The organism is Pseudarthrobacter sp. RHLT3-21, assembly GCF_059383495.1.
Genome location: NZ_JBWZCI010000025.1, coordinates 32,149 through 46,004, shown reverse-complemented (window position 1 = coordinate 46,004; position 13,856 = coordinate 32,149). Strand labels below are relative to the sequence as shown.

Below are 13,856 nucleotides of genomic sequence, written 5' to 3'. Positions count from 1 at the left end.
CATGACCGACATTCAGACTGAAAAGCCCCTTCCGTTGCCTGTCACCACCGTGGAACACGTCCTGACTTTGGATTGCGCGGAGCAGCCCGGGATTGTCCACGCCGTCTCCGGCTTCCTGCTGGAGCATGGCTGCGACATCGTGGACAGCAAGCAGTTCGGCGAACGGTCGGAGGCGCACTTTTTTATGCGGGTGCACTTCGCGTCCGACGGCGATACCTCCACTGCGGACACGTTGCGTTCCGCTTTTGGCCCGGTGGCCGCGCGGTTCGGGATGAGCTGGCGGCTGGAGCGGATCGGTTCCAAGCGCCGCGTGCTGATCATGGTGTCCAAGTTCGGTCATTGCCTCAACGACCTGCTGTTCCGTGCCAGGACCGGCGAGCTTCCGGTGGAGATCGCGGCCGTGGTCTCCAACCACACGGACCACCAGGGCCTGGTGGAATGGCACGGCATCCCGTTCTTCCACGTGCCGGTCACCGCCGCCACCAAGCCGGCCGCCGAGGCCCGGCTGCTGGAACTCGTGGACACGTTCGACGTGGAGCTGGTGGTGCTGGCCCGCTACATGCAGGTGCTCAGCGACGACCTCACCCGCAAACTCGACGGGCGCGCCATCAACATCCACCACTCGTTCCTGCCCAGCTTCAAGGGCGCCAAGCCCTACCACCAGGCCTACGCGCGCGGCGTGAAAACAGTGGGGGCAACTGCCCATTATGTGAATGCCGAGCTCGATGAAGGCCCGATCATCTCCCAGCAGACTGTGGAAGTGGACCACACCTACGGTCCCGAAGACCTGGTTGCCGCCGGCCGGGACACCGAGTGCAAGGCGCTCAGCAACGCCGTGCGCTGGCACTGCGAGGGCCGGGTCATCCTGCAGGGCAACAGGACGGTAGTGCTCCGCTAAGCTCTACCCCCCCGTCCGCCCCTGCCCCTCCCCCTCCCCCTCCCCCTCCCCCTCCCCCAGGACGCTCTCTCACTTTCTGCAGCTTTTCGGGCGATCCTCTCTCACTTAATGTGGGTTTTTACGTGACGCCCTCTCACTTAATGTGGGTTTTACGTGACGCTCTCTCACCCCGGTGAGGGAGCGTCGCGGCATTAAGAGCCATCCGGGTTACGCACGTTTCCGTGGAAGCTCAGTCGCTGCTGGCAAAACCAGCAGCGTGGGGGTGGTCAAGCCAGCCGTTGCGCAGCGCCCGTTTGATTTTTGTGACTGCACGCTGAAAATCGTCAGCAAGATCGATCTTGTCGAAAACAAGAACCGTCCAGCCAGCTGATTCGAACGCCCTATCTCGTCTCCTGTCGCTGAGGATCTGTGCGTCACCGAGGTGATGTCCGCCGTCGTACTGTATTGCGAGCCGGCGATGACGGTAGCCGAGATCGGCCGACGGCGATCGCGCGTCTCCGGCGCGCAATGGCACCTGGAGTTCGGGCTCGGGCAGCCCGGCGTCGGCGATAGCCAACCGAAGCAGCGACTCGGGTGCGGAGTCAGCACCCACACGCATCAGATCCAACGCTTCACGGGCCCGGACGATGCCTTGGAGATTCGGGTGGCGTCCCACCAGCATGCGCAGCCCCGCCATCGTGTCGTAGGACTGCGTCCGTCCCTCGAAATCCACCCGCGGGATGCGGATCAGTTCATCACCCATGCTCACCAGGTCTTTGAGCGGCAGGGTTCGTGCCAAATCGAGCCAAGTCCGGGACCGTGTGCTCATGCGGATGCCGTCGATCAGTTCGATCTCGTCGTCCCGTGTCAGGACGGTGTGGCCGAACACGCCCTTCCGGCGAACCGACGGCAGCGAACGCGGTTTGCTCAGATGAAGCTCTGTGGAATCCGCAAGCCAGGGAGGCAGCAGCTGGCACCGAAGCCGGGCCGCGGTAACGTGTGAGATCCAGGCTCCGGGCGACGCAGCCGACAGAGCCCTGGCGGCGCCTTCCAGATCAAAGTCCCAGTCCGTGGGGCGGTAGAGACCGCGGCCCACGTTGACTACATCCTTCCGGCGAAGCCGGTTCAAAGTGACGCCGGAGGTCAGAGCTGAGCCGATGGTGAACGGAGCCGTCGCTAACGGCTGGGGCAGAAAATCTTGCTTTCGCATGCTGGCATTGTGACCCGAAACAGTGTGATGCTGCAGAAGTTATCCACAGGTGGCTATTTGGCTGCAGGAAGTGCGAGAGGATCGCCCAAAAACCCACATTAAGTGAAAGAGCGTTTTCCGGGTCGGGGCTACAGTGCGGCGAGCCGGGTGGCCAGGTGCAGCGCGGCGAGCCTGCCCGTTCCGCGGGGATCGCCGCCGCAGTGGGAGAAGATCCGCTGCAGTCGCTGATGCATGGACTGCCGCTCCAGGTGCAGCTCACGCGCGGCCTGCGCCGTGTTGCACCCTGAATCCAGCCACACCCGCAGCGTCTCAACCAGCGCGGAATTTCGTTGGGCATCGTGGACCAGGAGGGCACCGAGCTGCTGGCTGACAAAGTCCGTTCGCTCGGTGTCATCCAAGGAATGGAACGCGAGCCGCTCCACCGCGAACGCCTCGGAGTCGAGTACCGCTCCGGACTGTCCGGGCCCGGCCGTGCGCGGCTCGGCACCCGCTGCAAGGTCCAGTGTCAGCCGGGCTTCCGTCAGGGACCATGGTGCGGCGGAGATTCCGGCGGCCACCGGACCGACGGCGCTGACTGTTCCCTCCGGCAATGCAAGCGACTGCAGACCGGCAACAATTGCGTCCCGGTCCTCTTGCAACTTGCCGGGGCGCAGGACGGCCAGCGCCAACAGTTCCGCGTTGTCGGCGTAGCTTGCACTGTGATGTCCCACCCGCTCCAGCAGGTGCTCCACCGCCATCCGGGGTTGCCTGGAGCCAGGGGAACGAACCACAACGGCCACCACCTGCGCGGACAACGGGATCCCGGCAGCCGGGGCGAGCTGCTGAAGCCGCCAGTTTTGAGTTCCTGAATCGACGGCGCGGATCAGCGCCGCACCCGCCATCTCCTTCAGGCCCGGGGGCATGCGCTGCAACAGGGCCAACGCCAGAATGTCCACCGAGCGGTTCCCAGCGATCCTCGCCAGGTTCACATCGGCGCCCGCCAGGGCGTGAAGGGTGAGGCGGGCTGAAGGGATGCCACGCACGGACACGTCAACCTGGATGATTCGAGCACGATCCGGCGCGGCCTCGCTGGACGCTGCGGGTTCCTGCTCCTCCGCATGATCAGCCGGCAGCGCACTGGCCAGCGGGGCGCCCGCGGTGGACGTCAGGACAACTTCCGCGCCGGTAGCGTCCGCCAGGACAGCGAGGATCCGATCAAGACTGCCGCCATGGGCCAGCTCCACCGCCATGGCATGGCTGGCCTGGTCAGCCCGCTGCAAGTGGGCAGCTGACTCGCTCACAAGCAGCGAGTTGATCGCTTCCATGACGCCGACAAAGGGCACCACTTTGCGAAGCTCTATCAAGGGAAGCCCGGCGGCTTCAGCTGCTGCCACCATCGAGGACGGAATGGACGGCAGCTCGGTACCCGTCTCGATGGCCAGCGCAGCCACTCCACGTTCCGCCAGCTCCCAGATGTAGCCAATACGCCGCTTATCCGTTGCCGTGGCGAGGGCCTGGCCGCCGGTGAGCAACAGTTCACCGCCGCCAAGCAACGGGGCAATGTCCAATACCTCACTGGAATGAATCCAGCGCAGCTGCGTCTGGGCCGCAATGGCCGCCGCGGCACGGATCACGGGATCCGCGGGGGTGAGGGTGGAATGTTTCAAAACATCCTGCAGGCGTATGGGCATGACACTCCGTCGCGTTTTCTCATAAACTTCAAGACACATTGTATGTGGTGCATGTGGCCTGGCGCACATAATCTGGATCTATCCCTTTCACCTATGGAGGCTCCCCCATGCACGACAACCTCTCCACAACGCAGCCGGGATCGGCAATGACGCCGACCGAGGATTGCGAAGCCTGGCTCCAGCCGATCCCCGAATCCCAGCGGACACACAAGGTCTCCGGACAGTTCTGGATCTGGGCCGGCGCCAACCTGGCGCCCATCAACTGGGTGCTGGGTGCCCTCGGAATCCACTTGGGGCTGGGTTTCGCGGATACCGTCATCGTCCTGGTGCTGGGCAACCTGATCGGCATGCTGCTCTTTGGCTGCTTTGTACTCCTCGGCCAAAAGACCGGCGCCACCGGCATGGTCCTGGCCCGTGCCGCCTTCGGCCGCCGGGGCAACTACCTGCCGGCCGCTATCCAGGCGCTCCTGGTGATCGGCTGGTGCGCGGTCAACACGTGGATCATCCTGGACCTGGTCATGGCCCTTTTCGGCACGCTCGGCTGGGTGGATCCCACAGCACACAACTACGGCTGGAAGATCGGCGTTGCCACCACCATCATGGCTGCCCAGGTTGCCATCGCCTGGTTCGGCTACAAGGCCATCGCGGCTTTCGAAAAGTGGACCGTCCCGCCCACCATCATCATCCTGGCCGTGATGTCGGCCGTCGCCTGGTTCGGCATGAAGATCGACTGGGGCTACGCCGGCCCCGCCGGCAACATCCTGGAAGGTTCCGAACGGATCGCGGCCATGAGCGCCGTGATGACCGCCATCGGCATCGGCTGGGGCATCACCTGGTTCACCTACGCCGCCGACTACTCCCGGTTTGTGAGCACCGAAGTTCCCAAGCGCAAGGTCTACCTGGCATCCGTCCTGGGCCAGTTCATCCCGGTGGTGTGGCTGGGAATCCTCGGCGCCAGCCTGGCCACCAACAGCGGTGAAATCGACCCCGGCAAGCTCATCGTCCAGAACTTCGGCGTCCTCGCACTGCCGGTGCTGCTGATGGTGCTGCACGGCCCCATCGCCACCAACATCCTGAACATCTACACCTTCTCGGTCGCAACCCAGTCGCTGGACATCACTATCAGCCGACGCAAGCTCAACCTGTTCGTCGGTGTTTTCTCCCTCGCCGCCGTCGTATTCTTCATCTTCCAGGAAGACTTCGCCGCAGTCCTGGACGCGTGGCTCATCGGGCTCGTAGCCTGGGTTGCCGCCTGGGGCGGAGTCATGCTGGTCCACTACTTCTGGCTTGAGAAGCGTTGGCCGGGCAACCCGGACAGGCTCTTCGATGCCGTGGGCACCAAGCGCCTCCCCGGCGTCAACTGGGCCGGCGTCGTCTCCCTCCTGATCGGCATCTTCGCCACCTGGCTGTTTATGTACGGACTCGTTCCGGCGATGCAGGGCCCCATTGCCGTGGCCCTGGGCGGCTGGGACCTCTCCTGGCTCGCAGGCGGTCTTGCGAGCGCCGGCAGCTACGCCGTCCTTGGCCCGAGGTTCCACCGCAGATACCTTGACTCCGCCCTGCCGGCCGCCACTGTGCACCAGGCGACTGCCGACCTGGGCTTCGCCACCCAGCCCAGCGCTCCCGCCGGACTCTGAAACACCGACACTCTGCCGGACACTGAAACTCAAGGAAACCAGACATGACCTTTGAAGCATTCCCGGATTCCGCCCATCCCATCGCCTGGCCTGAGGGTAAGCGGGCAGCAGCCTCGTTCACATTCGACGTCGACGCCGAATCCTGCACCATCGCCCACGATCCGAAGAGCACGCGCCGGATGTCCCTGATGACCCACCAGTCCTACGGGCCCAAGGTGGCGGTCCCGCGGCTGCTTCAGATTCTCCAGCGGCAGGACATCCGGGCCACCTTCTTCGTTCCAGGCTTCACGGCAGACTGCTACCCGGACACGGTCCGGCGCATCGTGGACGCCGGGCACGAGGTGGCCCACCACGGGTACCTGCACGAACCCATGCAGGGGATTGACGCCGAGACCGAGGCCCGGTACATCGAGCGCGGGCTGGAGGCCCTCGCGAAGGTCGGCGTGGAACCGGTGGGGTACCGCGCGCCGTGGTGGGAACTGAACTGGCACTCCCCGGCGCTCCTGGCGGACCGCGGCTTCCTCTACGATTCGAGCCTGCTCGACGGCGACGTACCGTACCGCTTCAGCGTCGCCCCGGGCGATAACAGGGACATCGTGGAGATCCCGGTTGACTGGACCCTGGACGACTGGGAACAGTACGCGTTCTACCCCGGGGTCACCGGCAGCGGCGTCATCGAAAGCCCGGCCAAGGTCCTGGAAATGTGGACCCTGGAGGCGGAGGCACACCACGCCCAGGGCAGCTGCTTTGTCCTGACCAACCACCCGTTCATCTCGGGGCGGCCGTCCAAGGCCGTTGCCCTGGAAAAGCTGATTGACCGCGTGAAATCAATGGACGGCATGTGGGTCACCACCATGGAGCAGATCGCCGAGCACACCCGCAGGACCGTCGAGGCGGTCCACACCCACGCCCGGATTGAGGTCCCTTCCTTCCCGGACACGGGAGCCCGGTTCACGCCGGCCGCGGTCCGGCAGCAGAAACCGGCCGGCAGCCACAGCCGGTAACCCCGGCTCCGCAACCCCTAAAACGGGAAACGCCGACGGCGACAGTCACCTGTCGCCGTCGGCGTTTCCTGCATTTGGGTCAGTACGTCACAGAGAGCGGGCACCCGAAGCGAGCACACGCTCCACGTCCGCCACTTCCGGATAGGCTGCCTGCGTTCCCTTGCGGGTGGTGGCCAGCGCGGCGGCAATCGAGGCGAAGGCGGCGGCGTCAGCGAGTGGCGCGCCGGCTGCGAGGCGGGCTGCCACCGCCCCCGTGAAGGCGTCGCCGGCGCCGGTGGTATCCACGGCCTTGACCTTGATGGGTGCCACCCGGATCAGCTGCTGCCCGGGAACGGCCAGCGAATCCAGCACCACGGAGCCGTGGGCCCCCAACGTGACCAGGACCCGCTGGAGCCCCCGTTCGGCGAAGCGCAGCCTGACCGCTTCCCAGTCCCCAGCTTCGGCGTCGCTGCCGGGAATTGCGGCGGAGCCAAGGAACAGCGACGCCTCATGGGCGTTGACCAGCAGGACGTCGGTCAGGTCCGCCAGCTGCTGCGGGATTTCCGCGTAAGGCGAGAGATTCAGCAGAACTGTAGCGCCGGCGTCGTGCCCTGCCCGGGCGGCGGCCTCAACCGTGTCAAGGCTGACCTCCAGGCAGAGACAGACCACCGCGGCGCCGTCGAACGTTTCCGCCGCGGCGGCGACGTCCGCCGGGGACAGGGTGCCGTTGGCTCCGGCCGAAATGATGATGTTGTTCTCGCCGTTGGCGTCCACGGCGATGACGGCGACGCCGGTGGCCTCAGTCATTGAGGTCCGCACGCCGGAGATGTCCACCCCGGCGCCGGCGGCCGATGACAGGAGCATGTCACCGTTGGCGTCCACCCCGACGGCACCTACCAGGCTGACGGCCCCGCCCAGCAGGCTGGCGGCGACGGCCTGGTTGGCGCTCTTGCCACCCGGGTTTACGGCGAAACCGTTGCCGTGCACCGTCTCACCGGGCAGCGGCAGCCGCTCGCAATAGATGGTCAGGTCCGCGTTCAGGGACCCGACGACGACGATCCGGCCTTGGGAGCCGGCTGTTGCGGAAGTCATTCGGTCACCTCGGCCTCGACGGGCTTGGGGATGAGGAGCGATGCGGCGAACGCGGCCACCGTGATGACCAGGCCCGTCACAACCACGGAGAGGTAGGACGCTTTGGCGTCGCCGAGGGCCGAGGTGGCCACCAGCACGGCGGGCAGCACCAGGAAGCTCAGGCCGGCGCCCAGGTTGAAGGCGCCCGCGTTCATGCCGGGCAGGAATCCCGGGTTTCCGGCGGGTGAGAGGACAACTCCGAGTCCGTTCAGCATGATGTTGACCGTACCGGCGTACATGATGCCCAGCAAGACCGTTCCGGCGATCATCATGGGCAGGCTGCTGAGGCCGAAGAACGCGATGATGGCCAGCGCGGCGATGCTGCCCAGCATGCCGATGCGCAGGACCTTGGTGTAGCCGAGCACCGGCGCGAGCCTGCCGCTGATGGGACCCACCAGCCAGCCGAGCAGGGCGTACGGGGTGAGGATGATGAGCGACATTTCGGTCGGGCCGATGCCGAATCCCGGGTCCGCCGCCTGCACGTACGCCGGCACGATCCCGTTGATGACGGCGAAGATACCGGTCATGGTCAGCGTGGTGGTCAGCAGCGGCGCCCAGGTGGAGCGCTGGCCCAGGTGGACGGTTTCCACCATGGGCTGTTTGGCGCGCTTTTCCACGGTCCAGAAGCAGTAGAACGCGACGGCGGCAACCACCACCAGCCCGACGGCCAGCATGAGCGTCCCGGGGGCGAAAGCGCCCACCAGCTTGGAGCCCTCGTTGAGGGCCGTGAGGAGGGCACCCACGGCGACAACGATGAAGAACACACCCAGCCAGTCCATGGAGGTGCCGGCGGCCGGCTTGCTCTCGCCGGCGAGGAAGGCGATCAGGGCCGTGGCGACGAGGGCCAGGACCACCATGAGCCAGAAGATGCTGCGGAACCCGAAGTGCTCGGCGAAGTAGCCGCCCACAAAGGAGTCGACGCCGGCGACGCCGCCGTTTACGGCCGTAATGAGGCCCATGAGCGTCCCGTATTTGCGCGGGTTACTGACGGCGGAGCGCAGCATGATCAGGCACAACGGCACGGTGGGGCCGCTGACGCCCTGGATGATGCGGCCCACAAAGAGCCAGGTCACGTCGGGGGCCATGGCCGCAATGACGGATCCGACGGCCATCAGGAGCATCATGCCGATCAGGATTTTCTTGCGTCCGATGATGTCGCTCAGGCGGGGCAGGAAGAGGGAGAACAGGGCGGCCGCGGTGAAGAACCAGGTCTGGGAGAGGCCGATCGTTGCTTGGTCGGTCTGGAGTTCCTTGCCCATGGTGACCAGGGCCGGGCTGAGCATGGACGCGTTGAGCTGGAAGGCAACGCACGCCGCCAGCAGGGCAATCATCAGGGCGGTGACGTTGCCGCGGCTGGTCTTTGCCTCGGTGAGGGTGGCACTCATTTACTTGCCTCCCGTGGCTGCTGCAAGGCCTGCCGCTTCAAGAACGGCCGGTTCGCCGATGCGCACGAGGGCATCCGTGACGAGGTCCCAGAAACGGGTATGGTCCAGGTCAACGGCCACGGAGGTGGTGCAGTCGTCCGGTGCGGGGGCGCGGAAATCGGCCACGGTCATGCCGAGCGTCAGCGTACCCTGCAGTTCGATATCCACCGGAACCTTGCGGGTGGTGACGATGCTGGGATCGATCACGTAGGCCACGGCGCAGGGATCGTGGACGGGCGGGAAATCAAAGCCCTGGGCGTCCTTGTAGGTCTGGGTGAAGAACTCCATCAGTTCCATCACAAACCTGGCGGGTCCGGTACCCACCGCCGCAATCTTCTCCACCACGTCCGGAGTGGCGAGTGCCTGGTGGGTAAGGTCCAGGCCCACCATCACCACGGGCCATTTTTCGTTGAAGACGATGTGGGCGGCTTCGGGGTCGATGATGATGTTGAATTCGGCCACGGCGCTCCAGTTTCCCACGTGGTAGCCGCCGCCCATGAGGACAACTTCCTTAACGCGTTCCACGATGCGCGGTTCCTTGCGGGCTGCCAGCGCGATGTTGGTGAGGCCGCCGGTGGGAACGAGGGTGACAGTGCCCGGTTCGTGGGCCATCACGGTGTCAATGATGAGGTCGACGGCGTGGCGCGGGTCTAGTTCGATGGTGGACTCGGGCTGCGCGGGGCCGTCCATGCCCGTCTCGCCGTGGATGGACGGTGCGGTTTCGATGGTGCGGACCAGAGGCCGGCCGCATCCGGCGGCAAAAGGAACGCCGGTGATGCCGGCGATGGTCCCGACGGCGAGCGCGTTCCGGGTGACCTTTTCGAGCGTCTGGTTGCCCACCACGGTGGTGACGGCCAGCAGTTCAATGTCCGGGTTGCCGTGCGCGAGCAGGATGGCCACGGCGTCGTCATGCCCGGGGTCGCAGTCAAGAATGATTTTCTTGGGGGCGGGTTTCATCGGTTTGGATTCCACGTTAAATCTCCACGTCATTGGGGCCTGCCGGAGCAGTGGGCGAAAGTATTCAGAGTGATCATGACACCTGCCCGGAGCATGCGTCAAGCGCTTGACGTTTGCACGTCAAGCGCTTGATGTCTCGGTGGGCGCCTTCGGACCCGTGTGGCCTCAGTTGGCTAGCGAGCGCACTACTCGTGCAGGCGACCCCACAACAATGGCACTTTCTGGTACGTCCCTCGTGACCACGGACGCAGCCGCAGCCGCAGCCGCAGCCGCAACGACAGCATCATCACCCGATCGTCACGCCCGGCAGAATTGTGGCGTTGGCCCCGATCCAAACATTGCGGCCAATGACCACAGGGGCCGGGTGCATGTCCGCGCGACGGCTCGGCATGAGGTCGTGGTTGAGCGTGGCTATCACCACGTTGTGCCCGATCAGACAGTCGTCCCCGATGACCACACCGCCCTGGTCCTGAAACTTGCACCCGGAATTGATGAAGATCCGTTCCCCGAGGGAGATGTTCTTCCCGAAGTCGGAGTAGAAGGGCGGAAAAACCGTCACAGATTCGTCAACCGGCTTGCCGGTCAGCTGAGCTAACAGCTCACGTACCCGCACCGGTTCCTGATATCCGCCATTGAGTTCGCCAGTGATGCGCAGGGCATCCTGGCTGACCCGGTGCATGACCTCATGCAACGGCGAGTCCCCGGTAACGGTGTGTCCGGCATTCAGCGCATCAAGGAGATCGGCGAGTTCCATGGTGTCCTTTCAGTCAAAGCTCGTCACGCGTGTTCGCACACGTTAATTGTTGGGTTTTGCTGCTTCCGAAACCGCCGTGGCCGCCCAGCTGGTGAGGAGTTTGATGCGCTCTTCGTGGGTCGTCCCGGGTTCGGCGGTGTAGAAGCTGACGTCCCTGACGACACCCGGGGAGGTAGGCAACGCCAGGGACTGGTAGGTCAGCTCCAGGTCGCCGACCACGGGGTGTCGCAACCGTTTGGTTCCCTCGTGGCGGAAACGGATGTCATGCGATGCCCACAGCGTGCGGAACTCGGGGCTCAAGGTGGATAGTTCGCCTACGAGTTCGCGCAGAGAGCGGTCGTTGGGCTCACGGCCGGCTTCGGCACGCAGCAGGGCGGCGGTGGCCGCGGCGCCGGCGTCCCAGTCGACGAAGAACTCCCGTGCGGCCGGGTCGAGGAAGTGAAAGCGTGCGAAGTTTGCTTGGCCGTTGGCAGTGGTGGTGTCGCTGGCAAACATGGGTGCGTGGAGTGCCCGCCCCAGGGCATTAGAGGCCACGATATCGAGCCGGCCATTGCGGACGAACGCGGCCGACGTGGTGATGGAGTCAAGCAGCCAATGGACAGTGACCGCCAGCCCCGCATCCTTGCGGCGGGAATGCGTCCGGCGCATGGGCCGGGCGGCCCGTGCCAGCTCGAAAAGGTACAGGCATTCCTCATCGTTCAGGTGCAGTGCCCCAGCGACGGCCTTGAGGACGTCGTCAGACACGCCGCTGATGTTGCCCTTCTCCAGCCGCGCGTACCACTCGGTGCTAACCCCGGCGAGGACCGCCACCTCCTCGCGGCGCAGTCCAGGAACGCGGCGACGGCTGCCCGCGGGCAGGCCCACCTGCTCCGGGCGGATTTTGGCGCGGCGGGTGGCCAGGAAGTCCCGGATGTCGGCGCGGTTGTCGGGCTGGTTGTCCATGAATCCACGATAGCCCCGGTTCACCAGGCTTAAGGGGGGAGAATTTGTCCCCCCATAAACGCAGCCTTCTTCAGCCGATGGAAATGGGGTGATATTGATGGAAGGCAATCCAAAACAGGAGAAAAATATTGTTTACCGCTAACGCTTACGCCGCTCCGTCCGCCGCCGGGGACCTGATCCCCACCACCATCGAACGCCGCGACGTCGGCCCGCACGATGTGTTGATCGAGATCAAGTTCGCCGGCATCTGCCATTCGGACATCCACACCGTCCGCGGCGACTGGGGTCCCCAGTCCTACCCGCTGGCCCCCGGCCACGAGATCGCCGGCATCGTCACCGAGATCGGCTCCGCCGTCACCAAGCACGCTATCGGCGACCGGGTCGGCGTCGGCTGCATGGTCAACTCCTGCCGCGAATGCGTCAACTGCCTCAAGGGCGAAGAGCAGTACTGCCTCAAAGGCAACATCGGCACCTACGGCGCCGTGGACCGCGACGGCACCATCACCCAGGGCGGCTACTCCACGCACGTGGTCGTAACCGAAGACTTTGTTGTGCGGATCCCCGAAGGCATCGAGCTCGACGTCGCCGCTCCCCTGCTGTGCGCGGGCGTCACCACCTATTCCCCGCTGCGGCACTGGGGCGCCGGTCCCGGGAAGAGAGTCGCCGTCGTGGGTCTCGGCGGCCTTGGCCACATGGCCGTCAAACTCGCCCACGCCATGGGCGCGGACGTCACCGTACTCTCCCAGTCGCTGAAAAAGCAGGAGGACGGGCTGAAGCTCGGCGCGGACCACTACTACGCCACCAGCGACGAGACCACTTTCATGGACCTGGCCGGCAGTTTCGACCTGATCATCAACACCGTCAGCGCATCGATCGACATCAGCTCCTACCTGCAGCTGCTGACCCTCGACGGCGCCCTGGTCAACGTCGGCGCCCCCGCCGAACCGCTCCCGGTGAACGCGTTTGCGCTCATTATGGGCCGCCGCTCCTTCGCAGGCTCCATGATCGGCGGGATCCGCGAAACCCAGGAAATGCTCGACTTCTGCGCCGAGCACCATCTCGGTGCCGAGATCGAAGTCATCCCGGCGGACAAGATCAACGACGCCTACGAACGCGTCCTCGCCTCGGACGTGCGCTACCGGTTCGTCATTGACACGGCGACCTTGAGCTAGAACACCGGCGTGCAGCACGGGTCCTCCACGCCTACTACCATCGAGGTATGGAATCCGCGGAGCAGGTGCAGCAATCCGTCCGCTCGCGGCGGATCACGGCGGCAATGGTCGCTGCGCGCGCCGGCGTCTCGACGGCGACGGTTTCCCTGGTGGCCAACGGCAAGACTGCCGGCCGCGTTTCTGAGGACAACATCGCCAAGGTGCGGGAAGCCATTTCCGCACTCGGCTACGTCGTGGACAGCGTGGGCAGCTCGCTGGCCAAAGGCGTCAGCTCCATCGTCTTACTCGTTGCCCCGGACATCTCCAACCCGTTTTTCGCCAAGGTGATCGCCGGGGTCCGGGAGTCACTCGGGGCGGATTACCAGCTGCTGCTGTCCGTCACTGACGCCGGGGAGTTCCCGCAGGCGGACGACGTCCGGAAGCTGATGGCACTTCGGCCGGCCGGGCTTCTGGTTGACGCCCCCAACGCCGAATTCCTGGAAGAACTTTCCGCGGCCGGCCCCGTGGTTCTGCTGGACGCTCCGGGGCTGGAGGCGTATGCCCCGTCGGTCAATCTGGACGTTGCCCACGGCGCGCGGCAGCTGGCCGCGCACCTGGCCGGGGCGGGCCACCGCCGGGTGGCCTACGTGGACAGCGTCACCGGCACGGCGACGTTCGAGGTCAGACGCCGCGCCTTCCTGGCCGAGGCCGGCGCGCGCGGAATGTCAGTACCGGCTGACGGCATCATCAGTGCCACCGTCGACGTCGGTGCCGCCGCCGCCGCGTTCGCCGCCGCCTGGCCTGCGTGGCAGCAGGCCGGGGTCACCGCCGTCGTCTGTTGTACGGACACCCACGCCTACGGCGTGCTGCAGGAAGCACGGGTGGCAGGCGTGCAGATTCCGGACCAGCTGGCCATAGCCGGCTTCGATGATTTGCCGTACTCCGCGACCAGCAATCCGAGCCTGACCAGCGTGCATTTGCCGGCAACTTCCCTGGGGCTGAAGGCAGGCGGGCAGCTGCGCCGGCTTATGGAAGGCCACCGGCTGGAGGAGCCGCAGCTGACGCTGGAGAGCTCCCTGGTGGTCCGCAACTCCACGTCGGCATAACACTGAGCCGAGCA

General features: G+C 65.4%; 11 protein-coding genes and 1 pseudogene. 5 read left to right on the top strand and 7 right to left on the bottom strand.

The features are described from left to right. The first annotated feature begins 1 nt into the window (after window position 1). Window positions 2–898 carry a formyltetrahydrofolate deformylase gene (gene purU / locus AC50YA_RS19640; RefSeq protein WP_494983879.1) on the top strand — a complete coding sequence of 299 codons (897 nt, stop codon included), beginning with the start codon at window positions 2–4 and terminating at the stop codon, window positions 896–898. A gap of 229 nt (window positions 899–1,127) precedes the next feature. Here the strand turns inward: purU and AC50YA_RS19635 are convergent, their stop codons facing one another. Together AC50YA_RS19635 and AC50YA_RS19630 are read right to left on the bottom strand one after the other, a co-directional pair. After that, on the bottom strand, window positions 1,128–2,087 hold the full coding sequence (locus AC50YA_RS19635; RefSeq protein WP_494983878.1) for a DUF559 domain-containing protein: 960 nt from the start codon (window positions 2,085–2,087) through the stop codon (window positions 1,128–1,130). Window positions 2,088–2,215: 128 nt separating this feature from the next. Beyond that, window positions 2,216–3,757: a helix-turn-helix domain-containing protein gene (locus tag AC50YA_RS19630; protein ID WP_494983877.1), complete on the bottom strand. Its 1,542-nt coding sequence runs from the start codon at window positions 3,755–3,757 to the stop codon at window positions 2,216–2,218. Window positions 3,758–3,864: 107 nt separating this feature from the next. On the opposite strand from AC50YA_RS19630, the gene AC50YA_RS19625 reads away from it, so the two are divergent. Both AC50YA_RS19625 and AC50YA_RS19620 read left to right on the top strand, forming a co-directional pair. Continuing rightward, a complete protein-coding gene (locus AC50YA_RS19625; protein ID WP_494983876.1) occupies window positions 3,865–5,394 on the top strand; it encodes a purine-cytosine permease family protein in 1,530 nt (509 codons plus the stop codon). A gap of 44 nt (window positions 5,395–5,438) precedes the next feature. After that, on the top strand, window positions 5,439–6,398 hold the full coding sequence (locus tag AC50YA_RS19620) for a polysaccharide deacetylase family protein (protein WP_494983875.1): 960 nt from the start codon (window positions 5,439–5,441) through the stop codon (window positions 6,396–6,398). 87 nt (window positions 6,399–6,485) lie between these two features. Here AC50YA_RS19620 and AC50YA_RS19615 read toward each other — a convergent pair whose 3' ends face one another. The 5 genes and pseudogenes from AC50YA_RS19615 to AC50YA_RS19595 form a co-directional block, all read right to left on the bottom strand. After that, a complete protein-coding gene (locus AC50YA_RS19615) occupies window positions 6,486–7,469 on the bottom strand; it encodes a ribokinase (protein WP_494983874.1) in 984 nt (327 codons plus the stop codon). Beyond that, window positions 7,466–8,893, bottom strand: a complete 1,428-nt coding sequence (gene uriT / locus AC50YA_RS19610; RefSeq protein WP_494983873.1) for a uridine transporter UriT — start codon at window positions 8,891–8,893, stop codon at window positions 7,466–7,468. Before uriT ends, AC50YA_RS19615 begins: the two co-directional genes overlap by 4 nt. After that, on the bottom strand, window positions 8,894–9,922 hold the full coding sequence (uriH, locus tag AC50YA_RS19605; protein WP_494983872.1) for a uridine-preferring nucleoside hydrolase UriH: 1,029 nt from the start codon (window positions 9,920–9,922) through the stop codon (window positions 8,894–8,896). 132 nt (window positions 9,923–10,054) lie between these two features. Then, window positions 10,055–10,643: pseudogene (locus AC50YA_RS19600) on the bottom strand (DapH/DapD/GlmU-related protein). Window positions 10,644–10,685: 42 nt separating this feature from the next. Beyond that, a complete protein-coding gene (locus AC50YA_RS19595) occupies window positions 10,686–11,585 on the bottom strand; it encodes a helix-turn-helix domain-containing protein (RefSeq protein WP_494983871.1) in 900 nt (299 codons plus the stop codon). A gap of 128 nt (window positions 11,586–11,713) precedes the next feature. On the opposite strand from AC50YA_RS19595, the gene AC50YA_RS19590 reads away from it, so the two are divergent. Continuing rightward, entirely contained in the window at window positions 11,714–12,757 is a 1,044-nt protein-coding gene (locus AC50YA_RS19590) for an NAD(P)-dependent alcohol dehydrogenase (protein ID WP_494983870.1), read from the top strand. A gap of 47 nt (window positions 12,758–12,804) precedes the next feature. Then, window positions 12,805–13,842, top strand: a complete 1,038-nt coding sequence (locus AC50YA_RS19585; RefSeq protein ID WP_494983869.1) for a LacI family DNA-binding transcriptional regulator — start codon at window positions 12,805–12,807, stop codon at window positions 13,840–13,842. Window positions 13,843–13,856: the final 14 nt, after the last annotated feature.

What these genes read in the sequence shown, in the direction of transcription:
- AC50YA_RS19585 (WP_494983869.1), top strand. Translation starts at nt 12,805, where the DNA reads ATGGAATCCGCGGAGCAGGTGCAGCAATCCGTCCGCTCGCGGCGGATC.
- AC50YA_RS19615 (WP_494983874.1), bottom strand. Translation starts at nt 7,469, where the DNA reads ATGACTTCCGCAACAGCCGGCTCCCAAGGCCGGATCGTCGTCGTCGGG.
- uriT (WP_494983873.1), bottom strand. Translation starts at nt 8,893, where the DNA reads ATGAGTGCCACCCTCACCGAGGCAAAGACCAGCCGCGGCAACGTCACC.
- uriH (WP_494983872.1), bottom strand. Translation starts at nt 9,922, where the DNA reads ATGACGTGGAGATTTAACGTGGAATCCAAACCGATGAAACCCGCCCCC.
- AC50YA_RS19630 (WP_494983877.1), bottom strand. Translation starts at nt 3,757, where the DNA reads ATGCCCATACGCCTGCAGGATGTTTTGAAACATTCCACCCTCACCCCC.
- AC50YA_RS19625 (WP_494983876.1), top strand. Translation starts at nt 3,865, where the DNA reads ATGCACGACAACCTCTCCACAACGCAGCCGGGATCGGCAATGACGCCG.
- AC50YA_RS19635 (WP_494983878.1), bottom strand. Translation starts at nt 2,087, where the DNA reads ATGCGAAAGCAAGATTTTCTGCCCCAGCCGTTAGCGACGGCTCCGTTC.
- purU (WP_494983879.1), top strand. Translation starts at nt 2, where the DNA reads ATGACCGACATTCAGACTGAAAAGCCCCTTCCGTTGCCTGTCACCACC.
- AC50YA_RS19595 (WP_494983871.1), bottom strand. Translation starts at nt 11,585, where the DNA reads ATGGACAACCAGCCCGACAACCGCGCCGACATCCGGGACTTCCTGGCC.
- AC50YA_RS19620 (WP_494983875.1), top strand. Translation starts at nt 5,439, where the DNA reads ATGACCTTTGAAGCATTCCCGGATTCCGCCCATCCCATCGCCTGGCCT.